This window comes from Streptomyces sp. NPDC001348 (assembly GCF_053597535.1).
This window is the reverse complement of sequence record NZ_JBSFIK010000004.1, coordinates 167,122-189,041: the sequence shown is the minus strand read 5'-3', so window position 1 is coordinate 189,041 and position 21,920 is coordinate 167,122. Positions and strand designations below refer to the sequence as shown.

Annotated in this window: 17 protein-coding genes and 1 tRNA gene; 9 read left to right on the top strand and 9 right to left on the bottom strand. The window is 71.0% G+C overall.

Annotation, left to right across the window (positions count from 1 at the left end; genetic code table 11):
* Window positions 1–9: 9 nt before the first annotated feature.
* From ACWC21_RS06020 to ACWC21_RS06000, 5 genes are all read left to right on the top strand, one after another.
* Complete coding sequence (locus ACWC21_RS06020) at window positions 10–2,022, top strand: copper resistance protein CopC (RefSeq protein ID WP_450878592.1); 2,013 nt, start codon at window positions 10–12, stop codon at window positions 2,020–2,022.
* Window positions 2,023–2,030: 8 nt separating this feature from the next.
* Window positions 2,031–3,329, top strand: coding sequence for an iron uptake transporter deferrochelatase/peroxidase subunit (efeB, locus tag ACWC21_RS06015; RefSeq protein WP_450878590.1), 1,299 nt, complete (start codon window positions 2,031–2,033; stop codon window positions 3,327–3,329).
* 79 nt (window positions 3,330–3,408) lie between these two features.
* Complete coding sequence (gene pheA / locus ACWC21_RS06010; RefSeq protein ID WP_450878588.1) at window positions 3,409–4,341, top strand: prephenate dehydratase; 933 nt, start codon at window positions 3,409–3,411, stop codon at window positions 4,339–4,341.
* A gap of 519 nt (window positions 4,342–4,860) precedes the next feature.
* Complete coding sequence (gene serS / locus ACWC21_RS06005; RefSeq protein ID WP_450878586.1) at window positions 4,861–6,138, top strand: serine--tRNA ligase; 1,278 nt, start codon at window positions 4,861–4,863, stop codon at window positions 6,136–6,138.
* On the top strand, window positions 6,135–6,953 hold the full coding sequence (locus tag ACWC21_RS06000) for an HAD family hydrolase (protein ID WP_450878584.1): 819 nt from the start codon (window positions 6,135–6,137) through the stop codon (window positions 6,951–6,953). Before serS ends, ACWC21_RS06000 begins: the two co-directional genes overlap by 4 nt.
* 38 nt (window positions 6,954–6,991) lie before the next feature.
* Here ACWC21_RS06000 and ACWC21_RS05995 read toward each other — a convergent pair.
* From ACWC21_RS05995 to ACWC21_RS05970, 6 genes are all read right to left on the bottom strand, one after another.
* A tRNA-OTHER gene (locus ACWC21_RS05995) sits at window positions 6,992–7,097 on the bottom strand.
* A gap of 267 nt (window positions 7,098–7,364) precedes the next feature.
* Window positions 7,365–7,583 carry an SGM_3592 family protein gene (locus ACWC21_RS05990; protein ID WP_450878582.1) on the bottom strand — a complete coding sequence of 73 codons (219 nt, stop codon included), beginning with the start codon at window positions 7,581–7,583 and terminating at the stop codon, window positions 7,365–7,367.
* 80 nt (window positions 7,584–7,663) lie between these two features.
* A complete protein-coding gene (locus ACWC21_RS05985; RefSeq protein WP_450878581.1) occupies window positions 7,664–8,383 on the bottom strand; it encodes an ABC transporter permease subunit in 720 nt (239 codons plus the stop codon).
* Window positions 8,384–8,393: 10 nt separating this feature from the next.
* Window positions 8,394–9,305 (bottom strand): ABC transporter ATP-binding protein, encoded by a 912-nt coding sequence (locus tag ACWC21_RS05980; RefSeq protein WP_450878579.1) that lies wholly within the window; start codon window positions 9,303–9,305, stop codon window positions 8,394–8,396.
* Complete coding sequence (locus ACWC21_RS05975; protein WP_450878577.1) at window positions 9,305–10,210, bottom strand: ABC transporter permease; 906 nt, start codon at window positions 10,208–10,210, stop codon at window positions 9,305–9,307. Before ACWC21_RS05975 ends, ACWC21_RS05980 begins: the two co-directional genes overlap by 1 nt.
* Window positions 10,200–11,165 carry an ABC transporter ATP-binding protein gene (locus tag ACWC21_RS05970; RefSeq protein ID WP_450878811.1) on the bottom strand — a complete coding sequence of 322 codons (966 nt, stop codon included), beginning with the start codon at window positions 11,163–11,165 and terminating at the stop codon, window positions 10,200–10,202. Before ACWC21_RS05970 ends, ACWC21_RS05975 begins: the two co-directional genes overlap by 11 nt.
* Before the next feature lie 215 nt (window positions 11,166–11,380).
* Here ACWC21_RS05970 and ACWC21_RS05965 point away from each other — a divergent pair, with 215 nt between their 5' ends.
* From ACWC21_RS05965 to ACWC21_RS05950, 4 genes are all read left to right on the top strand, one after another.
* Complete coding sequence (locus ACWC21_RS05965; protein WP_450878575.1) at window positions 11,381–13,144, top strand: SDR family oxidoreductase; 1,764 nt, start codon at window positions 11,381–11,383, stop codon at window positions 13,142–13,144.
* Window positions 13,145–13,285: 141 nt separating this feature from the next.
* A complete protein-coding gene (locus ACWC21_RS05960) occupies window positions 13,286–13,840 on the top strand; it encodes an RNA 2'-phosphotransferase (protein WP_450878573.1) in 555 nt (184 codons plus the stop codon).
* 59 nt (window positions 13,841–13,899) lie between these two features.
* On the top strand, window positions 13,900–14,811 hold the full coding sequence (locus ACWC21_RS05955; protein WP_450878571.1) for an LLM class flavin-dependent oxidoreductase: 912 nt from the start codon (window positions 13,900–13,902) through the stop codon (window positions 14,809–14,811).
* Between the two features lie 69 nt (window positions 14,812–14,880).
* Window positions 14,881–15,768, top strand: coding sequence for an HAD-IIB family hydrolase (locus tag ACWC21_RS05950; RefSeq protein WP_450878569.1), 888 nt, complete (start codon window positions 14,881–14,883; stop codon window positions 15,766–15,768).
* Between the two features lie 18 nt (window positions 15,769–15,786).
* Here ACWC21_RS05950 and cydD read toward each other — a convergent pair whose 3' ends face one another.
* The 3 genes from cydD to ACWC21_RS05935 are packed head-to-tail and all read right to left on the bottom strand — an operon-like array spanning window position 15,787 to window position 21,920.
* The gene (gene cydD, locus ACWC21_RS05945; protein ID WP_450878567.1) at window positions 15,787–19,368 is read right to left on the bottom strand and encodes a thiol reductant ABC exporter subunit CydD; all 3,582 of its coding nucleotides are present in this window, start codon (window positions 19,366–19,368) and stop codon (window positions 15,787–15,789) included.
* 12 nt (window positions 19,369–19,380) lie between these two features.
* Window positions 19,381–20,385 carry a cytochrome d ubiquinol oxidase subunit II gene (gene cydB, locus ACWC21_RS05940; protein WP_450878565.1) on the bottom strand — a complete coding sequence of 335 codons (1,005 nt, stop codon included), beginning with the start codon at window positions 20,383–20,385 and terminating at the stop codon, window positions 19,381–19,383.
* Window positions 20,386–20,411: 26 nt separating this feature from the next.
* Window positions 20,412–21,920 (bottom strand): cytochrome ubiquinol oxidase subunit I, encoded by a 1,509-nt coding sequence (locus ACWC21_RS05935; RefSeq protein WP_450878563.1) that lies wholly within the window; start codon window positions 21,918–21,920, stop codon window positions 20,412–20,414.

Below are 21,920 nucleotides of genomic sequence, written 5' to 3'. Positions count from 1 at the left end.
GGGACCACCTTGACGCGGACCATCACCCCCCGCCTGCGCACCCTGGTGCTGCTGTTCCTGGCCGTCACCGGCGCGCTGCTGGCCGGGGCGGGGTCTGCCTCCGCGCACGCCGCGCTGACCGGCAGCGACCCCGCCCAGGGGGTGGTGGTCAAGAAGGCGCCCGAACAGGTGTCGCTCACCTTCTCCGAGCAGGTGGCGATGAACGACGACTCGCTGCACGTCCTCGACCCCAAGGGCAAGAAGGTCGACGTCGGCAAGCCGTCCAACATCAGCGGAACGACGTACGCGGTACAGCTCAAGAGCGGCCTGAAGGACGGCACCTACACCGTCACCTACCAGGTCGTCTCGGCCGACAGCCATCCCGTCTCCGGCGCCTACACCTTCTCCGTGGGCAGTCCGTCCCAGACCACCGTCTCCGTCTCCGGACGGACCGCGAACGACAGCGCCGTGGGCTGGCTGTACGGGTTCGGCCGCTACATGTCGTACGCCGGTTACATCGTGCTCGTGGGCGGCGCCGCCTTCGTGCTCGCCTGCTGGCAGCGCGGCTCCGGGGTACGGGCCGTGCAGCGGCTCGTCGTCGGCGGCTGGCTCACGCTCACCGCGGCCACCCTCTGGCTGCTGCTCCTGCGCGGTTCCTACACCGGCTCCGGGAAGATCGGTGCCGTCTTCGACCTGGACCTGCTCGGCCAGGTGCTGCAGACCAAGACCGGCGCGGCACTCGTCTCCCGGCTGCTGCTGCTCGCCGCGGCGGCGCTGTTCATCGCCGTCCTCTTCGGCGCCTATGACAAGCGGGAGGACGAGGAGAAGCGGGACCTGACCTTCGGCCTCGCGATCGGCGGCACCGTGGTGGCCGCCGGACTCGCGGCGAGCTGGGCGATGGCCGAGCACGCCTCGACCGGGCTCCAGCCCGGCATCGCCATGCCGGTCGACGTGGTGCACCTGCTGGCCGTCGCCACCTGGCTGGGCGGTCTCACGGCCCTCCTGGTCTCCCTCTACCGGGCACCCGCCGAGACGCCGGTGGAGACCGCGGCCGTCCACCGCTTCTCCCGCCTCGCCATGGGATCCGTCGTCGTGCTCGTGGCGACCGGCGTCTACCAGTCCTGGCGCCAGCTCGGCTCCTGGTCGGCGTTCACCGACACCCGCTACGGACAACTGCTGCTGGTCAAGATCGGGCTCGTGGCACTGCTGGTCGGCATCGCGGTGATCTCCCGCCGGTGGACGGCACGGCTCGCCGGCACGGCGCCCGCGCCGGCGGAGGCGGAGGAGTCCGAGACCGCCGCAGCGGAGGCGGAGGCCGCGACGGATGCCGAGCTGAAGACCGAGGCGGCGGCCAAGGTGAGTGCCGAGGTGCAAGCCGCGGTGAAGGCTGAGACGGAGGCGAAGGTACAGGCCGAGGCAAAGGTGAAGGAGCACGTGACCACCCCCGCCTCCGCCTCGGACACCCAGCGCGCCACCCAGCTGGCCCGGCAGCGCGCCGCCCAGGACTCCGCCCGGCAGAAGCGGATGCGCGACGCCGACCCGAACCGCTTCGGCCTGCGCCGCTCGGTCCTCGCCGAGGCAGGCGTCGCCGTCGTCCTGCTCGCCGTCACCACCGTGCTGACCCAGACCGAACCGGGCCGCACCGAGCAGGAGGCCAAGGCGGCCACCTCCTCGTCCTCCACCACGTCGTCGTCCTCCTCCGGGGCACTCACCCTCGACATGTCGTTCGACACCGGCGGCCAGGACGGCAAGGGCGTCGTACGGCTCGACCTCGACCCGGCGCGCGTCGGCGGCAACGAGATGCACGTCTACGTCCAGCGGCCCAACGGCCGCGCCTTCGACATCCCCGAGGTGAAGGTCGCCTTCACCCTCGAGGCCAGGAAGATCGGGCCGCTGCCCGTGACCCCCGACCACGTCGCCACCGGACACTGGGCCGCGACCGGGGTGCAGATCCCCATGGCCGGCGAATGGAAGGTCGCCGTGACCGTGCGCACCTCCGACATCGACCAGGTGACCGTCTACAAGAACGCGCAGATCGGCTGAACCGCACCATGGCTGACCAGTCCATCCCGAAGGCCCGTCCTTCCGACACCGCCGTGGAGGAGGCCGTCCCCGCCGACAGCTCCTCGCGGGACGGCCTCTCCCGCAGGAAGCTGCTGGGCACCGCCGGCGCCACCGGCCTCGTGCTGGGTGCGGCCGGCGGGGCCGGCGGGTACGCCGCCGCACCCGCCGGAGCCACACCGCTGACCTCGGTCGGCACCGGCCGGGTGATGTTCCACGGGAAACATCAGCCCGGCATCACCGACGGGCTCCAGGCTCGCGGGCACCTCGTCGCCTTCGACCTGGCGGGGGGCGCGGGCCGCAAGGAGGCGGCCGCACTGCTGCGCCGCTGGTCGGTGACGGCCGAGCGGCTGATGGCCGGAGAGCCGGCCGCACACGACGACACCGACGTGGCCCGGGACGCCGGCCCGTCGTCACTGACGATCACCTTCGGGTTCGGGCACACCTTCTTCGGCAGGACCGGCCTGGAGGAGCAGCGCCCGGTCTCCCTCGACCCGCTGCCCGACTTCTCCTCCGACCACCTGGACAAAGCGCGCAGCAACGGCGACCTGTGGGTCCAGATCGGCGCCGACGACGCCCTCGTCGCCTTCCACGCCCTGCGCGCGATCCAGAAGGACGCCGGCAGCGCGGCCCGCGTCCGCTGGCAGATGAACGGCTTCAACCGCACCCCGGGCGCCACCGCCCACCCCATGACGGCCCGCAATCTCATGGGCCAGCTCGACGGCACCCGCAATCCGAAGCCGGCCGACGCCGACTTCGACGAACGGATCTTCGTGCCTGCCTCCGGATCGAACGACCCCGCCTGGATGGCGGGCGGCTCCTACGCCGTCGTACGCCGGATCCGCATGCTCCTCGACGACTGGGAGAAGCTGTCGACAGCGGCCCAGGAGGCGGTCATCGGGCGCCGCAAGTCCAATGGAGCGCCGCTGTCGGGCGGCGACGAGACGACCGCGATGGACCTGGAGAAGGCGGACGCCAAGGGCGACTACGTCGTCCCGCTCAATGCCCACGCCCGTATCACCCGGCCCGACCAGAACGGGGGCGCCGCCATGCTCCGGAGGCCGTTCTCCTACCACGACGGCATCGACGTCGACGGAACTCCCGACGCCGGCCTGCTGTTCGTCTGCTGGCAGGCGGACCCGCTGCGCGGCTTCGTACCGGTGCAGCGCAAACTCGACCGGGGCGACGCACTGTCCCAGTACATCCGGCACGAGGCCAGCGGGCTGTTCGCGGTGCCGGGCGGCGCCGCGAAGGGGGAGTACGTGGGGCAACGCCTGCTGGAGGGGTGAGGTCACGCCGGTTCACCCTCGGCGGGGGCAGTACCGAAACGGCTGCGCCGGCTTTCCGTGCGGCCATTAGGGTGAGGGCATGCCAGCGAGCTATGCGTATCTCGGCCCCGAGGGCACCTTCACCGAAGTCGCCCTGCGTACCCTCCCGGAGGCGGCCACCCGGGAGCTGATCCCGTACGTGTCGGTGCAGTCCGCACTGGACGCCGTGCGCGGCGGAGAGGCCGAAGCCGCGTTCGTGCCGATCGAGAACTCCGTCGAGGGCGGCATCACCACCACCCTGGACGAGCTGGTCGCGGGCTCACCCCTGATGATCTACCGCGAGGTGCTGCTCTCCATCACCTTCGCGCTGCTGGTCCGTCCGGGCACGAAACTGTCCGACATCAAGACCGTCACCGCTCACCCGGCCGCCCAGCCGCAGGTCCGCAACTGGCTCAAGGCCAACCTCCCGGAGGCCCTCTGGGAGTCCGCCGCCTCCAACGCGGACGGCGCCCGGCTGGTCCAGGAGGGCCGGTACGACGCCGCCTTCGCCGGCGAGTTCGCCGCCGCCCGGTACGGGCTGACGGCCCTGGAGACCGGGATCCACGACGCGGAGAACGCGCAGACACGGTTCGTCCTGGTGGGGCGTCCTGCCCGGCCCGCGGCCCCGACCGGCGCGGACAAGACGTCGGTGGTTCTCTGGCAGCGCGACGACCACCCTGGAGGCCTGCGCGACCTGCTCGGCGAGTTCGCGACCCGGGGTATCAACCTCATGCTGCTGCAGTCCCGCCCGACCGGCGCCGGCATCGGAAACTACTGCTTCTGCATCGACGCCGAGGGCCACATCTCCGACCGGCGGGTGGCCGAGGCGCTGATGGGGCTGAAGCGGATCTGTCTGCAGGTCCGCTTCCTCGGCTCGTACCCGCGTGCGGACATCACCCCGGACGGAGCCAGGCCCACGCTGCCCGGAACGTCGGACGAGGAGTTCGTGTCCGCGGCGGACTGGGTCGCGCGCTGCCAGGACGGGCGGTTCTAGAGTTATCCACAGGAGTTATCCACAGGTCAGCTTCTCGACCTGGGGACAAGTCGACACGGAAGCGCCACTTGGTCGACAAATCGCCTCGCCGACCACACCCCGAGGCGGCATCGAACATCTCGCCCTTCGTCCACCCGTTTCCTTTGGTTCATCTTTTGGGGCGACCCTTTTCCACCCGAAAGTGGGTGTCGAGTCGGTTTGAACCGGGAATTCTTCACTCCGATCACCACTTCTGGAGTGATCAATTCCGACATCCACAGGTGTTCCGCACAGCCTGTGGATAACTTTTCCGCGCGTGTGGATTCCTGTGGACAACAGAGGGCCCAAGTCCCCTCCGCCGCAAGGAAGTCGAGTCAACGGCGCACCCTTCACATGCTCCGTCCCAGGGAATGAGACAGGGTTTATTGACACGCTGGGCATTTGCCCCATAACGGCATGTAAGCCATGGTTGCGTACAGTTCGCCGCAGTTCGGGAAACCAGGTCGTGAGCCAGAACGTCTCACCGGTAGCCTTGACCGCGTGATTGACCTTCGCCTGCTCCGTGAGGACCCCGACCGTGTGCGCGCGTCCCAGCGCGCCCGTGGAGAGGACGTCGCACTCGTCGACTCCCTCCTGTCCGCCGACGAACGGCGCAGGTCGTCCGGCGTCCGCTTCGACGAGCTGCGCGCCGAGCAGAAACAGCTCGGCAAGCTCATCCCCAAGGCCACCGCCGACGAGAAGGCCGAGCTGCTCAAGCGCGCCGAACAGCTGAAGGCGGACGTCAAGGCCGCCGACGCCGAGCGCGACGCGGCCGACGCCGAGACCCAGCAGCTCCTCCAGCAGCTGGGCAACCTCGTCCACCCCGACGTGCCCGTGGGCGGCGAGGAGGACTTCGCCACGCTGGAGACGCTCGGCACGATCCGCGACTTCGCGGCCGAGGGCTTCGAGCCCAAGGACCACCTGGAGCTGGGCCAGCTCCTCGGCGCCATCGACGTCGAACGCGGCGCGAAGGTCTCCGGCTCGCGCTTCTACTTCCTGACCGGCGTCGGCGCCCTGCTGGAGCTCGCGCTGGTGAACGCGGCGATCGCCCAGGCCACGGCCGCGGGCTTCACCCCGATGCTGACCCCGGCGCTGGTCCGTCCGCAGTCCATGGCGGGCACCGGCTTCCTCGGCCAGGCGGCCCAGGACGTCTACCACCTCGACAAGGACGATCTGTACCTGGTCGGCACGTCCGAGGTCCCGCTGGCCGCGTACCACATGGACGAGATCATCGACGCGGACCGGCTGCCGCTGCGCTACGCCGGCTTTTCGCCGTGCTTCCGCCGTGAGGCCGGATCGCACGGCAAGGACACCAAGGGCATCTTCCGCGTCCACCAGTTCGACAAGGTCGAGATGTTCTCCTACGTCACTCCCGAGGACTCGCAGGCAGAGCACCAGCGTCTGCTGGAGTGGGAGAAGCAGTGGCTGACCTCGCTCGAGCTGCCCTTCCGCGTCATCGACGTCGCCACCGGTGACCTCGGCGCCTCGGCCTCCCGCAAGTTCGACTGCGAGGCGTGGATCCCGACCCAGGGCAAGTACCGCGAGCTGACCTCGACCTCGGACTGCACCGAGTTCCAGTCCCGCCGCCTGTCGATCCGCGTCCGCGAGGGCAAGCAGGTGCGCCCGCTGGCGACGCTCAACGGCACGCTGTGCGCCGTACCGCGCACCATCGTGGCGATCCTCGAGAACCACCAGCAGGCCGACGGCTCCGTCCGGGTTCCCGAGGTGCTGCGCCCGTACCTGGGCGGCCGGGAGGTCCTGGAGCCGGTGGCCAAGTGAGCGAGGTGTCGCCCTCCGGGGGATTCCCCTACCGGCTCATCGCCACCGATCTCGACGGAACGCTTCTGCGCTCCGACGAGTCGGTCTCACAGCGCACTCGTGACGCGCTCGCCGCGGCCACGGCGGCGGGCGCCGCGCACATCGTCGTAACGGGCCGGGGGGTCCCCTGGACCCGGCACATCCTCGACGACCTCGGCTACGACGGCCTCGCCGTCTGCGGCCAGGGGACGCAGGTCTACCACGCCGGTGAGCACCGCCTGCTCACGTCCGTCACCCTGGACCGGCAGCTGGCGGGTGTGGCCCTGGCCAAGATAGAGGCCGAGGTGGGCCCGCTGTACCTGGCGGCGAGCCGCGACGGACTGGACGGCGACGTGCTGGTGGGGCCGGGCTACGCGCTCACCGGCACGCTGCCCTCGGTCCCGTTCACGGACGCGTCGGACCTGTGGACCGCCCCGCTGAGCAAGATCTACATCCAGCATCCCGAGCTGTCCGACGACGAGCTGGCCGAGGCGGCCCAGCGGGCCGCGGGCGGCTTCGTCACCGTCGCCATGGCGGGCGCGGGCATCGTGGAACTGCTGCCGCTGGGACTGTCCAAGGCCACGGGCCTGTCCCTGGCGGCCCGCCGCCTGGGCGTGAAGGGCGCCGAAACCCTCGCGTTCGGCGACATGCCCAACGACATTCCGATGTTCGCCTGGTCCGCCCGGGGCGTGGCCATGGCCAACGCCCATGAGGAACTGAAGGCGGTCGCGGACGAGCTGACGTCCTCCAACGAGGAGGACGGCATCGCGGTGGTGCTGGAGCGGTTGCTGGGCTGAGCGGGGCCGGGTTGGTCTTTTGCTGGTTCCGGTCTCTGCGGAGGATGCACGGATCGAACGTGCGCGGGCTTTTCAGGCCCGACCTTGACCTGCTTCTGGTTGAACACAGCGCAAGCCAGTGCCTTACCACTCGGCCAATCCTCCGGGTGGGCGGTCCACGCGAGAGCGACATCGCGTGCTCGAAGCGACCGCCCCGGGCAGCACCCCGTGCGGGGCGGGCTCCACGGTGGGGCAACTACACCGGAGCCTGCCGCGGGCTGCCCTGTCGGGAGCCGGACGTACTGTCGTGCATGGACATCGCCCGGCTCCTCTCCCGGAATGTGGCGCCGGGACACTCCCGGCGGATGGGGCACAACCACTCTGCCCGTCCGCCGAGTCGGGCGCCACTGAATTAACCGGCGGCTCGAGCCGCTACCGGCGCCGCCACCTGCGCCGCCGCGCCTTGCTGAAGAACCACCCCGCCGGCGGCTCGTCCGACCGCCAGGGCTGCGGCTCCGGCGACTCGGCACGCCAGCGGGCGGCGAGCATCCGGGCACGGGCGGACGGCTCGGAGGTCTCGGCGGCGCCTATGAACTCCTCGTCCAGGACGACGCCGTCCCAGACGTCGCCCTGCGGTGTCTCCTCTGCCATCCCCGGCCTCCTAGCCGTACATCCGCTTTCACCCAGTCTGCGGGGACGGAGGTGAAGCCCCCGTCAAGACGACCCGGGACCTACTCCTCGCCCGCCAGCGTCAGGGACCGCAGCTTCTGTCCCGCGTACCAGGTGGCGAGCACGGTGACCGCCACCAGCAGCACGGTCCCCGTGGTCAGTGACACGTCCGAGGTGACCAGGTCCCCGCCGGCGACCTTGTGGGCCACGGCCAGCGCCCACTGCTGGACGCTCAGCGTGCGCGCGCCGGGCACCAGGGAGCCGAACAGGGCCTCCCAGACGAGGGCGTAGACCAGTCCGAACACCACCGCGTGCCGGGACACCGTGCCGAGCAGCAGGAAGAGCGCCGCGTAGGCGATCGAGGCGACCAGCGCGGCAACCGTGTAGGCGACGGCGACCTGCTGGCCGTTGCCGTTCAGGATCAGCCCCGCGATCATGGTCGGTACGGCGGAGAACACCATGGTCACCGCGATCGCCACGATCAGCTTGGTGAAGATGATCGTCGGCCGCTTCAGCGGCTTGGACAGCAGGTACACCACCGAACCGTCGTCGATCTCCGGTCCGATGGCGCCCGTGCCCGCGATGACGCCGATGATGGGCACCATGGTGGCCAGCGCGAAGCCGCCGAGGACGTCGGAGGCCGTCTGGTCGTCGGCTCCGGTCAGGGCGCGTACGGCCGCGGAGATCACGATCAGCAGCAGGGGCAGCGCGCCCAGGATGAGGGCCCGGCGACTGCCGAGCAGGGCCCGGTAGGTGAGCCGGGCGACTGTGGGGTCGTACATCATGGGCCTCCTACGCCGCGACCAGGTACGAGAAGACGGACTCGAGGGACTCGTCGGACGGCGAGACCGTGAGCAGCCGGATGCCGTGGTCCCTGGCGACCTTCGGCAGCAGGGTGGTGAAGCGGCCGAAGTCGACGGCCTGGATGCGCAGTGCGCCCTCGGTGAGGTCGACCTCGATGCCGGAGGTCGACGGATCGGCGATCAGCGCGGCCGCCAGCGTGCGGTCGTCGCTGGAGCGCACCAGGTAGCGGTGCGGGCGGTCCGTCATCAGACGGCGGATCTTGCGGAAGTCGCCACTGGCGGCGTGCCGTCCGGCGACCACGACCTCGATGTGCCAGGCGAGTTGCTCGACCTCTTCGAGGATGTGGGAGGAGAACAGGACCGTGCGGCCCTCGTCGCCCATCCGCCGCAGCAGGTCCATCAGCTGCATGCGCTGGCGCGGGTCCATGCCGTTGAAGGGTTCGTCCAGCAGGAGCAGGGACGGGTCGTGGACGAGCGCGGACGCCATCTTCACGCGCTGCCGCATGCCCTTGGAGTAGGTGGAGATCTTCCGGTCCTGGGCGTACTCCATCTCGACCGTGGCGAGGGCGCGCTGGGCGGCCTTGTCCCCCAGTCCGTGCAGCTCGGCGTTGGCGACCACGAACTCGCGTCCGGTGAGGAAGTCGTACATCGCCTCCCGCTCGGGCACGATGCCGATGTGCTTGTAGATCTCCTCGTTGCGCCACACCGGCTGCCCGTCGAGGGTGACGGTGCCGGTGGAGGGGGCGAGGAAGCCGCCCATCATGTTGATCAAGGTGGACTTGCCGGCGCCGTTGGGGCCGAGCAGGCCGGTGACGCCGGGGCCGATGGTCATGGTGATGTCGTTGACGGCGACCACGTTGCCGAACCAGCGGGATACGTGGTCGATGGACAGCGTGGTCATCAGAGGCCCACCTTCTTGTAGCGGCGCATGAGGAGGCCGTAGGCGGCGGCGATCAGGCCGAGGACGACGAGGACGTACACGGCGCCCTGCCCGTTGGACGGGCCGACGCCCCCGGGGAAGGCCGAGGTGCCGCCGAGGAAGGCGGACTGCACGCCGTCGATCAGGGTGACCGGCGAGAACAGGCCGATCCACGGGACCGCACTGCTGCTGCCCTGGGAGTCGGCGATGGCCTGGAGGGTGGAGACCGCGCCGTAGGAGATGGTCATCACGGCGATCACGGCGGCGATACCGAAGCCGCGGCGCGGGGTGACGGCGGCGATGACCAGGCCGATGCCGGCGAAGAGCAGCGAGAGCAGGGCCACGGCGACCAGTCCCTGGGCGAATTCCTTGGTCTGGTGGGCGAAGCCCATCTTGGCGAGCAGTGAGCCCACGTACATCACCAGCAGCGGGGCGCCGGTGAGGACGAACATCGCCGAGGCGAGCGCCGCGAACTTGGCCTGTACGTAGTCGGCGGTCTCGATGGGCCGCGAGAAGTACAGCGGTACGGTCTTGAAGCGCAGGTCGCGCGAGACGGACTGGGGTGCCTGCGAGGCGACGTACAGGCTGATCACGGCCTGCATGACGATCGCGTAGCGGGTGTAGGACAGGGGCAGTTCGTGCGCCTTGGTGGCGACGGCCACGGCGACCATGATGGCCGCGGGCACGCACATCACCGCGAACAGCAGCATCGGCAGCACCTTGGTCTTCGCCGACCGGCCGAGGCCGTAGGCGCCGCGCAGGGACTGCGAGTACAGGGAGCGGCGGGCGTAGGCGCGGCCCAGGCGGGGGCCGTCGTAGCTGCGGTAGCCGATGTTGTGGATACGGGTCTGGTCGCCCGGCGTCGCCGGGGGGTGCTCAACCGCCATGGCCGACGGCCTCCTTCCGCTGCTCGTCGCTGCTGGTGAACACCTCGGAGATGTGGTGCCGCCGCTGTTCCATGCGCACCAGGCCGAGTCCGAGGTCGGCGACGACGTCGCGCACGAGGTCGTACGTCTCCTCGCCGGAGGCGGTCAGCAGCAGGATGTGTCCGGCGCCGGGCAGTCCGGCGCCCTCGGCGTGGGTTTCCAGCCCGCGCGCGTGCAGCGCCTCGCGGACGGCGCGGGTGCCGTCGGGGTGGTCGTCGGTGTCGGTGACCTCGATCGCGAGGGTGGTCGTGGTCTGGGTGAAGTCGGTGGTGGAGCTGGAGCGCAGGAGTTTGCCGCCGTCGACGACGACGACGTGGTCGCAGGTGCGCTCCAGTTCTCCCAGGAGGTGGGAGGTGACCAGGACCGAGATGCCGAAGTCGGTGTGGATGCGGCGGATCAGGCCGAGCATCTCGTCGCGGCCGACCGGGTCGAGTCCGTTGGTCGGCTCGTCGAGGAAGACCAGCTGCGGGTCGTGCACCAGGGCCTGGGCGAGCTTCACACGCTGCTTCATGCCGGTGGAGTAGCCGCCGATGGGGCGGTAGCGCTCCTCGTACAGGCCGACGTGGCGCAGGGTGTCGGCGGTGCGCTCGCGGGCGGCGGCCGGGGGCAGGCCGGACATGCGGGCCATGTGCACGACGAACTCGGTGGCCGAGACGTCGGGCGGCAGGCAGTCGTGCTCCGGCATGTAGCCGACCCGCTCGCGGATGGTGGCGCCCTTGGTGGCGACATCGAGGCCGAGCACCTCGGCGCGGCCCTCGGTGGCGGGGGACAGACCCAGCAGGATCTTGATCAACGTTGACTTGCCGGCTCCGTTGGCACCGACGAGTCCCGTCACACCGGGTCCGACGTCCACGGAGAGCCGGTCAAGCGCGGTCACCCGGGGGAACCGCTTGCTCAGGCTTTCGGTCGCGATCACAGTCACGCCTTAGAAGGTAGTGACGCGGGCCACTCGGGGCGTCAGACCGCAGAGCCGTCTTTGCATCAGACTCCAGTCGTACGGGCGCCTAGGGGTAACCCTGAGGTCGCACCACCGGCCCCGCCTGTTGACGCTCGGTCTAACAGCTGGAACAGTCGCGTGCACCGGGCCGCGGGCACGCGGTCCGGCCGGGGCCGACGGCGGGCGGAGGCGAAGTGACGACGCTGGAGGGTGCGCGGGAGCGCCGGGTGCGCACGGGCGGGGTCGAACTGTGCGTGGCGGAACTCGGTGATCCCGACCTGCCGACGGTGGTGCTGGTGCACGGCTACCCGGACAGCAAGGAGGTCTGGTCGGAGGTGGCCGCCCGTCTCGCCGGCCGTCGCCGCTTCCATGTGGTGCTGTACGACGTCCGGGGCCATGGCCGCTCGACGGCGCCCCGGCCGCTGCGCGGCGGCTTCACCCTGGAGAAGCTCACGGACGACTTCCTCGCGGTCGTGGACGCGGTCAGTCCGGACCGGCCGGTGCACCTGGTGGGGCACGACTGGGGCTCGGTGCAGTCCTGGGAATTCGTCACCGTCAAGCGCACCGAGGGCCGTATCGCCTCCTTCACCTCGATGTCCGGGCCGTCCCTGGACCACTTCGGACACTGGATCAACGCGCGCGTGAAGCGCCCGACGCCCCGCCGTGCGGTCCAGGTCCTCGGCCAGGGCGCCAGGTCCTGGTACGTGTACCTGCTGCACGCCCCGGCCCTGCCCGAACTGGCCTGGCGCAGCCCGCTGGCCAAGCACTGGCCGAGGATCCTGCGGCGGGTGGAGAAGCTGCCCGGCGACGACTACCCCACCGCGTCGCTGCCCACGGACGCGGCGCACGGTGCCTGGCTGTACCGGGACAACGTACGGTTCCGGCTGCGCAGGCCGCGCCCGGACGCATACGCGCACGCACCCGTGCAGCTCATCACGCCCCTGGAGGACGTGTTCCTGTCGGAGCGGCTGTACGACGACCTGGAGCGGTGGGTTCCGCGGCTGACCCGCCGTACGCTCCCCGCCGGGCACTGGATCCCGCGTACCCGGCCCGACCAGCTGGCGGCCTGGATCGAGGAGTTCGTCACGGGCGTCGAGGACGGTCGGCCCCAGGCCCGGCCCACCGGCCCGCACAGCGACCGCTTCGCCAGCCGGCTGGTCCTGGTGACCGGCGCGGGCGGCGGCATCGGGCGGGCCACCGCCTGCGCGTTCGCGGAGGCGGGCGCGCGCGTGGTGGCCGTCGACCGGGACGCGGAGGCCGCCGCCCGCACCGCGGAGCTGTGCCGTCGGCTGGGTGCCCCGGGCGCCTGGGCGGAACGGGTGGACGTCTCCGACGAGCAGGCCATGGAGGGGCTGGCCGAGAAGGTCGCCGCCGAGCACGGGGTGGTCGACGTGCTGGTCAACAACGCGGGCATCGGCCTGTCCGGCTCGTTCTTCGCCACGACACCGGACGACTGGCGCAAGGTCCTGGACGTCAACCTGTGGGGGGTCATCCACGGTTGCCGCCTCTTCGGCGCGCGGATGGCCGAGCGCGGGCAGGGCGGCCATATCGTCAACATCGCCTCGGCGGCCGCGTACCAGCCGTCCAGGGCGCTGCCCGCCTACAGCACCTCCAAGGCGGCGGTGCTCATGCTGAGCGAGTGTCTGCGGGCCGAGCTGGCCGGACAGGGGATCGGTGTGACGGCGGTCTGCCCCGGCTTCGTCAACACGGGCATCACGTCGACGGCTGTCTTCGCGGGCGTGGACGCCGGGGAGCAGAGGAGGCGCCGCGAGAGGGCGGCCCGGCTGTACGGCCTGCGCAACTACCCACCGGAGAAGGTCGCCGGCGCCGTTCTGGACGCGGTCGCCCGCGACAAGGCCCTGGTCCCGGTGACCCCGGAGGCCCGCGGCATGCACCTGCTGTCCCGGTTCCTGCCCGGGGCGCTGCGGGCGCTGGCCCGGGTGGAGCCGCGGTGGTGATCTCGGCGAACTGCGCCTGCAGAGCGGCTAGTTGTCCACAGGATCGCCAACTTTCCTGTGGATAACCCGACTTGGCTGTGGATCAAACCTCGGCGGCAAAAGAATGTGCGTGATTCCCGTCTCTCCGTCCATGCTGAGGGAATGGACGAAAGACGCACCGTGAAGGTGTCGAAGTACCTCTCGAAGCATCTGCGTCACCAGCCCGGGAGGATCGGTCTGGCACTCGACGAGGGCGGATGGGCCGGGATCGACGCGCTGATCGCCGCGGCCGCCGCGCACGGGTTCCACTTCACCCGCGAGGAACTCGACCACGTGGTGGCCGTCAACGACAAGCAGCGGTTCGCCGTCGAGGGCACCAGGATCCGCGCCAGTCAGGGACACAGTGTCGACGTGGACCTCGGCCTGCCCCCGGCCACCCCGCCGGCGTACCTCTACCACGGGACCGTGGCCCGCAACCTGGACGCGATCCGGGCCGAGGGGCTGCGGCCGATGAACCGGCACGACGTCCACCTGTCGGCCGACCGCGAGACGGCCGAGCGGGTCGGCGCCCGGCGCGGCCGGCCCGTCGTCCTCCCGGTGGACGCGGCCGGCATGCACCGCGACGGGCACGTGTTCCACGTGAGCGCCAACGGGGTGTGGCTCACCAGGACCGTGCCTGCCCGCTACCTGCGTTTCGCGGCGCCGCACGGTGACTGAGCGACCACCCACGATGACCGTTTCGTCCGTTGTCGGGGCCGCGGCTTAGTCTCGGGGGCATGAGTCTGCGTCTGAGCACCGTGATCCTTCCGTACCGCCGCTGGAACGAGGGTGGCCGTTCGGCCTGGGTACGGGCCGAGCAGCTGGGCTTCCACACGGGTTACACCTACGACCACCTGTCCTGGCGCAGCTTCCGCGACGGCCCCTGGTTCGGTGCGATACCGACGCTGACCGCCGCCACGTCCGTCACCTCCCGGCTCCGCCTGGGCACGCTGGTCACCTCTCCGAACTTCCGGCACCCGGTGACACTGGCCAAGGAGCTGATCTCACTCGACGACATCTCCGGCGGCCGGGTCACCCTGGGCATCGGCGCGGGCGGCACCGGCTTCGACGCCACCGCTCTGGGCCTGGAGCCCTGGGCGCCGCGCGAACGGGCCGACCGGTTCGCCGAGTTCGTTCCCCTGCTCGACCGGCTGCTGACCGAGGACGGCCCGGAGGGGGTGTCGTACCAGGGCGAGCACTACTCGGCGCACGAGGCCCGCAACATACCCGGCTGTGTGCAGCGCCCCCGGCTGCCCTTCGCGGTGGCCGCGACCGGCCCCCGCGGCCTGCGGCTCGCCGCGCGGTACGGACAGGCGTGGGTGACGACCGGTGACCCCAAGCTGTACGAGAACGGCACTCCGGAGCAGTCGGTCGAGGCTCTGCGCGGGCAGGTCGCCCGGCTGACCGACGCCTGCGCCACGATCGGCCGGGACGTGACCGGGCTCGACAAGGTCATGCTCACCGGCTTCACCCCGGACCGCGGCCGCCCGCTGCAGTCCCTGGACGCCTTCGTGGACTTCGCGGGCCGCCACCGGGAGCTGGGCTTCACCGAGATCGTGCTCCACTGGCCCATCCCCGACTCGGACTTCGCCGCCGACGAGAAGGTGTTCGAGCAGATCGCCATGGAGGCTCCGGCGCAGCTGCGCTGAGCCGGCCGAGCGCGGTACGTGAGCCCCCGTGACTCATCCGTGCGAAGTCCCGCACGGCCGTGCTGGCATATGCGCGACAATGGCCGGGTGACCTCAGCGACTCGACAGCCCGAGACCCCGGCCCGCACCGTCCCGCCACGGCTGATCGCCACCGACCTCGACGGCACCCTGCTGCGCGACGACAAGTCGGTCTCGCCCCGCACCGTCGCCGCGCTGGCCGCCGCCGAAGAGGCGGGCATCGAGGTCTTCTTCGTCACCGGCCGCCCCGCCCGCTGGATGGACGTCGTCAGCGACCACGTCCACGGCCACGGCCTGGCGATCTGCGGCAACGGGGCCGCCGTGGTCGACCTGCACGGCGGCCCAGGCGCCCACCGGTTCGTGAAGGTGCGCGAGCTCGCCAGGCCCAACGCGCTCGACGCCGTACGGCTGCTGCGCGACGCGGCCCCCGGCACGGTGTACGCCGTCGAGCAGACGTACGGCTTCCACCAGGAGCCGGACTATCCGAAGCTGCACATGGAGATACCGGACGACCTCGCGCCCGCGGAGGACCTGCTGGCCCCGGACGGAGCCGCCCCCGACGAGCCGGTCCTGAAGATCCTCGCCTACCACGCGACGCTGAACCCGGACGCCTTCCTCACCGCTGCCCGCCTCGCCATCGGCGACCGGGCCACCGTCACCCGCTCCAGCCCCAGTGCCCTGCTGGAGATCAGCGGTCCCGGCGTCTCCAAGGCCAGCACCCTCGCCCTGTGCTGTGCCGAGCGCGGAATCTCGCACGAGGAGGTCGTCGCCTTCGGCGACATGCCCAACGACGTGGAGATGCTGACCTGGGCCGGTCAGTCCTACGCCATGGGCAACGCCCACCCGGACGTGGTGGCGGCCGCCTCGGGACAGACGGTCGCCAACAACGACGACGGCGTCGCGGTCGTCATCGAGCGCATGCTGGCGGAAAGGCTGTAGCGACCGGCGGCGGCCACGTCAGCGGGCGCCGGCCAGAGACTCCACCGCCGCCTCCCGTTCCACCATGACGCGCAGCGGCCCCTCCACGGCGGCCAGTTCCGCGTACGGCCCGCGCTGCACCACCCGGCCGTCGTCCAGCACGATCACCTCGTCCACCGCCTCCAGGCCGGCCAGCCGATGGGTGATGAGCAGTGTCGTACGGCCCTCGGTGGCGGCCAGCAGATCCGCGGTGAGCGCGTCGGCCGTAGGCAGGTCCAGGTGCTCCGCGGGCTCGTCGAGGACCAGCACCGGGAAGTCGGCCAGCAACGCGCGGGCCAGCGCCAGCCGCTGCCGTTGTCCACCGGACAGCCGCGCCCCGTGCTCACCGACCAGTGTGTCCAGCCCGTGCGGCAGTCCGTCCGCCCAGTCCAGCAGCCGCGCCCGTCCGAGCGCGTCCCGCAGTTCCTCCTCGGTGGCGTCCTTCTTCGCCAGCAGCAGGTTCTCGCGCACGGAACTGTCGAACAGGTGGGCGTCCTGCGCACAGAGCCCGATCAGCCGCCGCACGTCGTCGCCGTCGAGCGCGCGGGCGTCGACACCGGCCAGCGTGCAGGAGCCCGCCCGCGGGTCGAGGAACCGCAGCAGCACCTGGGCGAGGCTCGTCTTCCCGGACCCGGACGGTCCGACGACGGCCACCCGCCGCCCCTGGTCGAGGGTCAGGTCCAGCCCGGCGAACGCGTCCCGGTCCGCTCCCGGGTGACGGGCCGCAAGCCCCTCGAGGACGACGGGGAACGGTGACGCGGGCGCATGCCGGGGCCGCCCGGGTTCCCGTACGGGCTCGGGGGCGTCCAGGACCTCGTACACACGCTCCGCGCTCCGGCGCACCCGCTGCCGGTACCGCACGGCGAGCGGCATGCCCAGTACCGCCTCGAAGGCGGCCAGCGGAGTGAGGACGACCACGGCCATCGCCACACCGCTCAACCGGCCCCCGGCGACCGCCTGGGCGCCCAGCAGGGCGGTGGCGGTGACGGTCAGACCGGTGCACAGCGCGGTGAGCCCGTCGCCGAGCGCGGTGGCGGTGGCGGCCCGCCGGGCGATCCGGGTGAGCGTGCCGTCCGCCCGCCGCGCCTCGTCCGCCCGGGCGGGCAGGGCGCCCGCGACCGCCAGCTCGGCGGTGCCGGTCAGCAGGTCGGTCACCCGGATGGCGAGCAGTCCCCGGGCGGGCGCCAGCCGTCGCTCGGCACGCCGGGCCACGGCACCGGTCAGCAGCGGCACCCCGGCCCCGGCGGCCAGCAGTCCCGCCGCGAGGGCGGCCCCGGCCGCGGGCAGCAGCCACGCGGTGAAGCCGACGCAGGCGGCGGAGACGGCCACCGCGGTACCGGCGGGCAGCAGCCAGCGCAGCCAGTAGTCCTGGAGCGCGTCCACATCGGCGACCAGCCGGGTCAGCAGGTCGCCCCGGCGGGTCCGCCGCAACCCCGCGGGGGCCAGCCGCTCCAGCCGCCGGTACACGGCGACCCGGGTGTCGGCCAGCATCCGCAGCACCGCGTCGTGCGACACCAGCCGCTCCGCGTACCGGAACACCGCCCGTCCGATGCCGAAGGCCCGCGTCGCCGTGACGGCCACCATCAGATACAGCACGGGCGGCTGCTGCGAGGCCCGGGAGATGAGCCAGCCCGAGGTCGCCATCAGCCCGACGGCACTGCCCAGTGCCAGGCAGCCGAGCAGCAGCGCCAGCGCGAGCCGTGCGCGACGGGGACCGGCGAGGGCACGGACACGGGCCAGGACGCCGACGGGGGAGGCCACCCGGCCCCTCCCGGCCCGGGCGACGACCGGACCGGCGACCGACGCGTCCTCGACGACCGGTGCCCCGTTCGCCCCCGCGCCGGCCTCCTGTGCCCCGGTGCCCGCAGCGGTCGCCTCTCGCGCCCCGACGCCCACAGCGGTCAGCTCCGGCGCCCCGGGCGGCACGGCGTCCGGCGACTCGGGCTCAGCCAGCCGCACCACCCGGTCCGCCACCCCCAGCAACGCCGGCCGGTGCACCACCAGCAGCACGGTCCGGCCCTCTGCCAGCCGTCGCACCGCCGCCGCCACCTCGGCCTCGGTCGCCCCGTCCAGGGCGGCCGTCGGCTCGTCCAGCAGCAGCACCGGCCGGTCGGCGAGGAAGGCCCGGGCCAGCGCCAGCCGCTGGCGCTGGCCGGCGGACAGTCCGGCCCCGTCCTCGCCCAGCATCGTCGCGGCGCCCTCGGGCAACGCGTCCACGAACTCCAGCGCACCCGCGTCCCGCAGCGCACGCCGTACCGACTCGTCGTCCGCCTCGGGCCGTGCCAGCCGCACGTTCTCCGCGATCGTCCCGGCGTACAGGTGGGGCCGTTGCGGCACCCATGCGATCCGCGACCGCCACTGCACGGGATCGAGATCGGCCAGATCGACTCCCCCGATCCGTACCCGGCCCGCGTCCGGCCGCACGAACCCCAGCAGCACGTTCAGCAGCGTCGACTTGCCCGCACCGCTCGGCCCCACCAGGGCCACGCTCTCCCCTGGGCCGACCGTGAAGGACACGTTCGTCACGGCGTCCCCGGACCGCCCGGGATAGCGGACGGTCACCCCCTCGAAGGCCATCTCGGGGGCCGTGGCGTCGTCCGGGACCGCACGGGTTCCGGACACCGGAACCGGCGTCTGAAGGACGGCGAAGACGTCCTCGGCCGCCGCGAGCCCCTCCGCCGCCGCGTGGTACTGCGCCCCGACCTGGCGCAACGGCAGATAGGCCTCGGGGGCCAGCACCAGGACGAGCAGACCGGTGTACAGGTCCATGTCGCCGTGGACCAGCCGCATGCCGATGGTCACGGCGACCAGCGCGACGGAGAGCGTGGCGAGCAGTTCCAGCGCGAAGGAGGAGATGAAGGCGATCCGCAGGGTCCGCATGGTCGCCTGCCGGTACTCACCGGTGATGCGCCGGATGGACTCCGCCTGCGCCTTGGCCCGCCCGAACACCTTCAGTGTGGGCAGCCCGGCCACGACGTCCAGGAAGTGCCCCGACAGCCGGGACAGCAGTCGCCACTGCCGGTCCATACGGGACTGGGTGGCCCAGCCGATCAGCACCATGAAGAGCGGGATCAGCGGCAGCGTGCCGATGATGATCGCCGCCGACACCCAGTCCTCGGTGACGATCCGCGCCAGCACCGCCGCCGGGACGGCCACCGCGAGCCCCAACTGCGGCAGATAGCGGGAGAAGTAGTCGTCCAGAGCGTCGACACCGCGCGTCGCCAGCGTCACCAGTGAGCCGGTCCGCTGTTCGCTCAGCCACCCGGGACCGAGCGCCGACGCCTGCTCGAGGAGCCGCCCGCGCAACTCCGACTTCACCGCCGCGCCGGCCCGGTGCGCGGCCAGTTCGGTGAGCCAGGAGACCAGCGCGCGGCCTACCGCCACGGCCGCCAGCAGAAGCAGGGGAGTACGCAGTTCACCGGCCGACCGGCCGTGCTGGAAGGCGCCCACGACCACCTCGGCGATGAGCATGGCCTGGGCGATGACCAGTCCCGCCCCGACGGCGCCCAGGCCGACGACGGCCACCAGGAAGCGCCGGGTCGCTCGGGCATACCGCAGAAGACGCGGATCGATTGGTTTCACGTGAAACACACCTCAGTGCACTGCTTCAGCGATGTGCTGCGTCCCGATCCGCTTCCGGAACACCCAGTACGTCCACCCCTGGTACAGCAGCACGATCGGTGTGGCGATCGCCGCGCACCAGGTCATGATCTTCAGGGTGTAGGGGCTGGACGAGGCATTGGTGACGGTGAGGCTCCAGTCCGCGTTGAGCGTGGACGGCATGACGTTCGGGAAGAGCGACAGGAAGAGCATCGCCACCGCCGCCACGATGGTGATCCCGGACAGGGCGAACGACCAGCCCTCCCGTCCCTTCTGGTTGGCCACGAGCGCCGCGGCCAGCGCCGCCACGGCGACGACCAGGGCGACCAGGCTCTTTCCGTCACCCCTGTCGATCTGCGTCCAGAGGAGGAAGACCAGCGCCAGTACGGCCGTCACCGAACCGACTCGCAGCGCCATGTTCCGCGCCCGGACCCGGATGTCCCCGACGGTCTTGAGCGCCGTGAACACCGCCCCGTGGAAGGTGAAGAGGGTCAGGGTCACCAGTCCGCCGAGCAGCGCGTAAGGGTTCAGCAGGTCCAGCAGGTTCCCGGCGTACTCGAAGTGCTGGTCGATCTTCACGCCCCGCACGATGTTGCCGAAGGCCACGCCCCACAGGAAGGCCGGGATCAGCGAGGTCCAGAAGATCGCCGTCTCCCAGTTGCGCTGCCAGTTCTCCTCGGGCCGCTTCGCGCGGTACTCGAAGGCGACACCCCGGACGATCAGGCAGACCAGGATGACCAGCAGCGGCAGGTAGAAGCCGGAGAACAGGGTGGCGTACCACTCGGGGAAGGCGGCGAAGGTCGCGCCGCCCGCCGTGAGCAGCCACACCTCGTTTCCGTCCCAGACAGGACCGATGGTGTTGATCAGCACCCGCCGCTCGGGCCGGTCACGGGCGAGCAGCCTGGTGAGGATGCCGACCCCGAAATCGAAGCCCTCGAGGAAGAAGTAACCGGTCCACAGGACGGCGATGAGCACGAACCAGACGTCGTGAAGTTCCATGACTTGCAGCTCCCTTGACCCGATGCCTAGTAGGAGAAGGCCATCGGCTTGTCGGCGTCACGGGTGTCGCCGCCGATCTTCGTGGGCGGGTTGAGGTCGGCCTCGGTGAGCTCGGGCGGGCCGGCCTTCACGTACTTCACGAGCAGCCGGACCTCGACGACAGCGAGGATGGCGTACAGGGCGGCGAAGACGATCATCGAGGTGAGGACCTCGCCCTGGGAGACACCGGGGGAGACCGCCCGGCGGGTCTGCAGGACCCCGTAGACGGCCCAGGGCTGGCGGCCCGTCTCGGTGAAGATCCAGCCCCAGGAGTTGGCGATCAGCGGGAAGGCCAGCGTCCAGATCGCGATGCGCCAGTACCAGGTGGTGAGCTTGGGGCCGAGCGCCTTGCCCGGGAGCAGGACGAGATGCGGCACCTCGTCGTCACCCACCCGCAGGTGCTGCGGCAGCAGGAACTTCTTGCGGGTCAGCCACAGCCCGGCCGCCCCGATGGCGAAGGACGCCATGCCGAAGCCGATCATCCAGCGGAAGCCCCAGAAGGCGACGGGGATGTTGGGCCGATAGTCACCGGGGCCGAACTTCTGCTGCTCGGCCTTGTTGACGTCGTTGATGCCGGGCACGTACGAGGTGAAGTCGTCGTTGGCGAGGAAGGACAGCAGGCCGGGTATCTCGATGGCGACGGTGTTGTGGCCCTTGTCGACATCGCCGTAGGCGAAGATCGAGAACGGTGCCGGCTTCTGGCCGTCCCAGAGCGCCTCCGCGGCCGCCATCTTCATCGGCTGCTGCTTGAACATCACCTTGCCGAGGACGTCGCCGCTGACCGCGGTGAGCAGGCCGGCGATGACGACGGTGACCAGGCCGAGCCGCAGGGAGGTCTTCATCTCCCGGATGTGCTTCTTGCGGGACAGGTGGAAGGCGGCGATGCCGACCATGAAGGCGCCGCCGGTCAGGAAGGCCGCGGAGAGGGTGTGGAAGGCCTGGCTGAGCGCGGTGTTCTGGGTCAGCACCGCCCAGAAGTCGGTGAGTTCCGCGCGTCCCTTCGCCTTGTTGATCCGGTAGCCGACGGGGTGCTGCATCCATGAGTTGGCCGCGAGGATGAAGTACGCCGAGAGGATCGTGCCGATCGAGACCATCCAGATGCAGGCCAGGTGGATCTTCTTGGGCAGTTTGTCCCAGCCGAAGATCCACAGGCCTATGAAGGTGGACTCGAAGAAGAACGCGATCAGGGCCTCGAAGGCGAGCGGGGCCCCGAATATGTCGCCGACGAAGCGCGAGTAGTCCGACCAGTTCATGCCGAACTGGAACTCCTGCACGATGCCGGTGACGACTCCCATCGCGATGTTGATCAGGAACAGCTTGCCCCAGAACTTCGTCGCCCTGAGGTACTTCTCCTTCTCCGTACGCACCCATGCGGTCTGCAGCCCGGCCGTGAGGGCGGCCAGGGAGATGGTCAGGGGGACGAACAGGAAGTGGTAGACGGTGGTGATGCCGAACTGCCAGCGCGCCAGCGTCTCCGGCGCCAAAGCCAGGTCCAC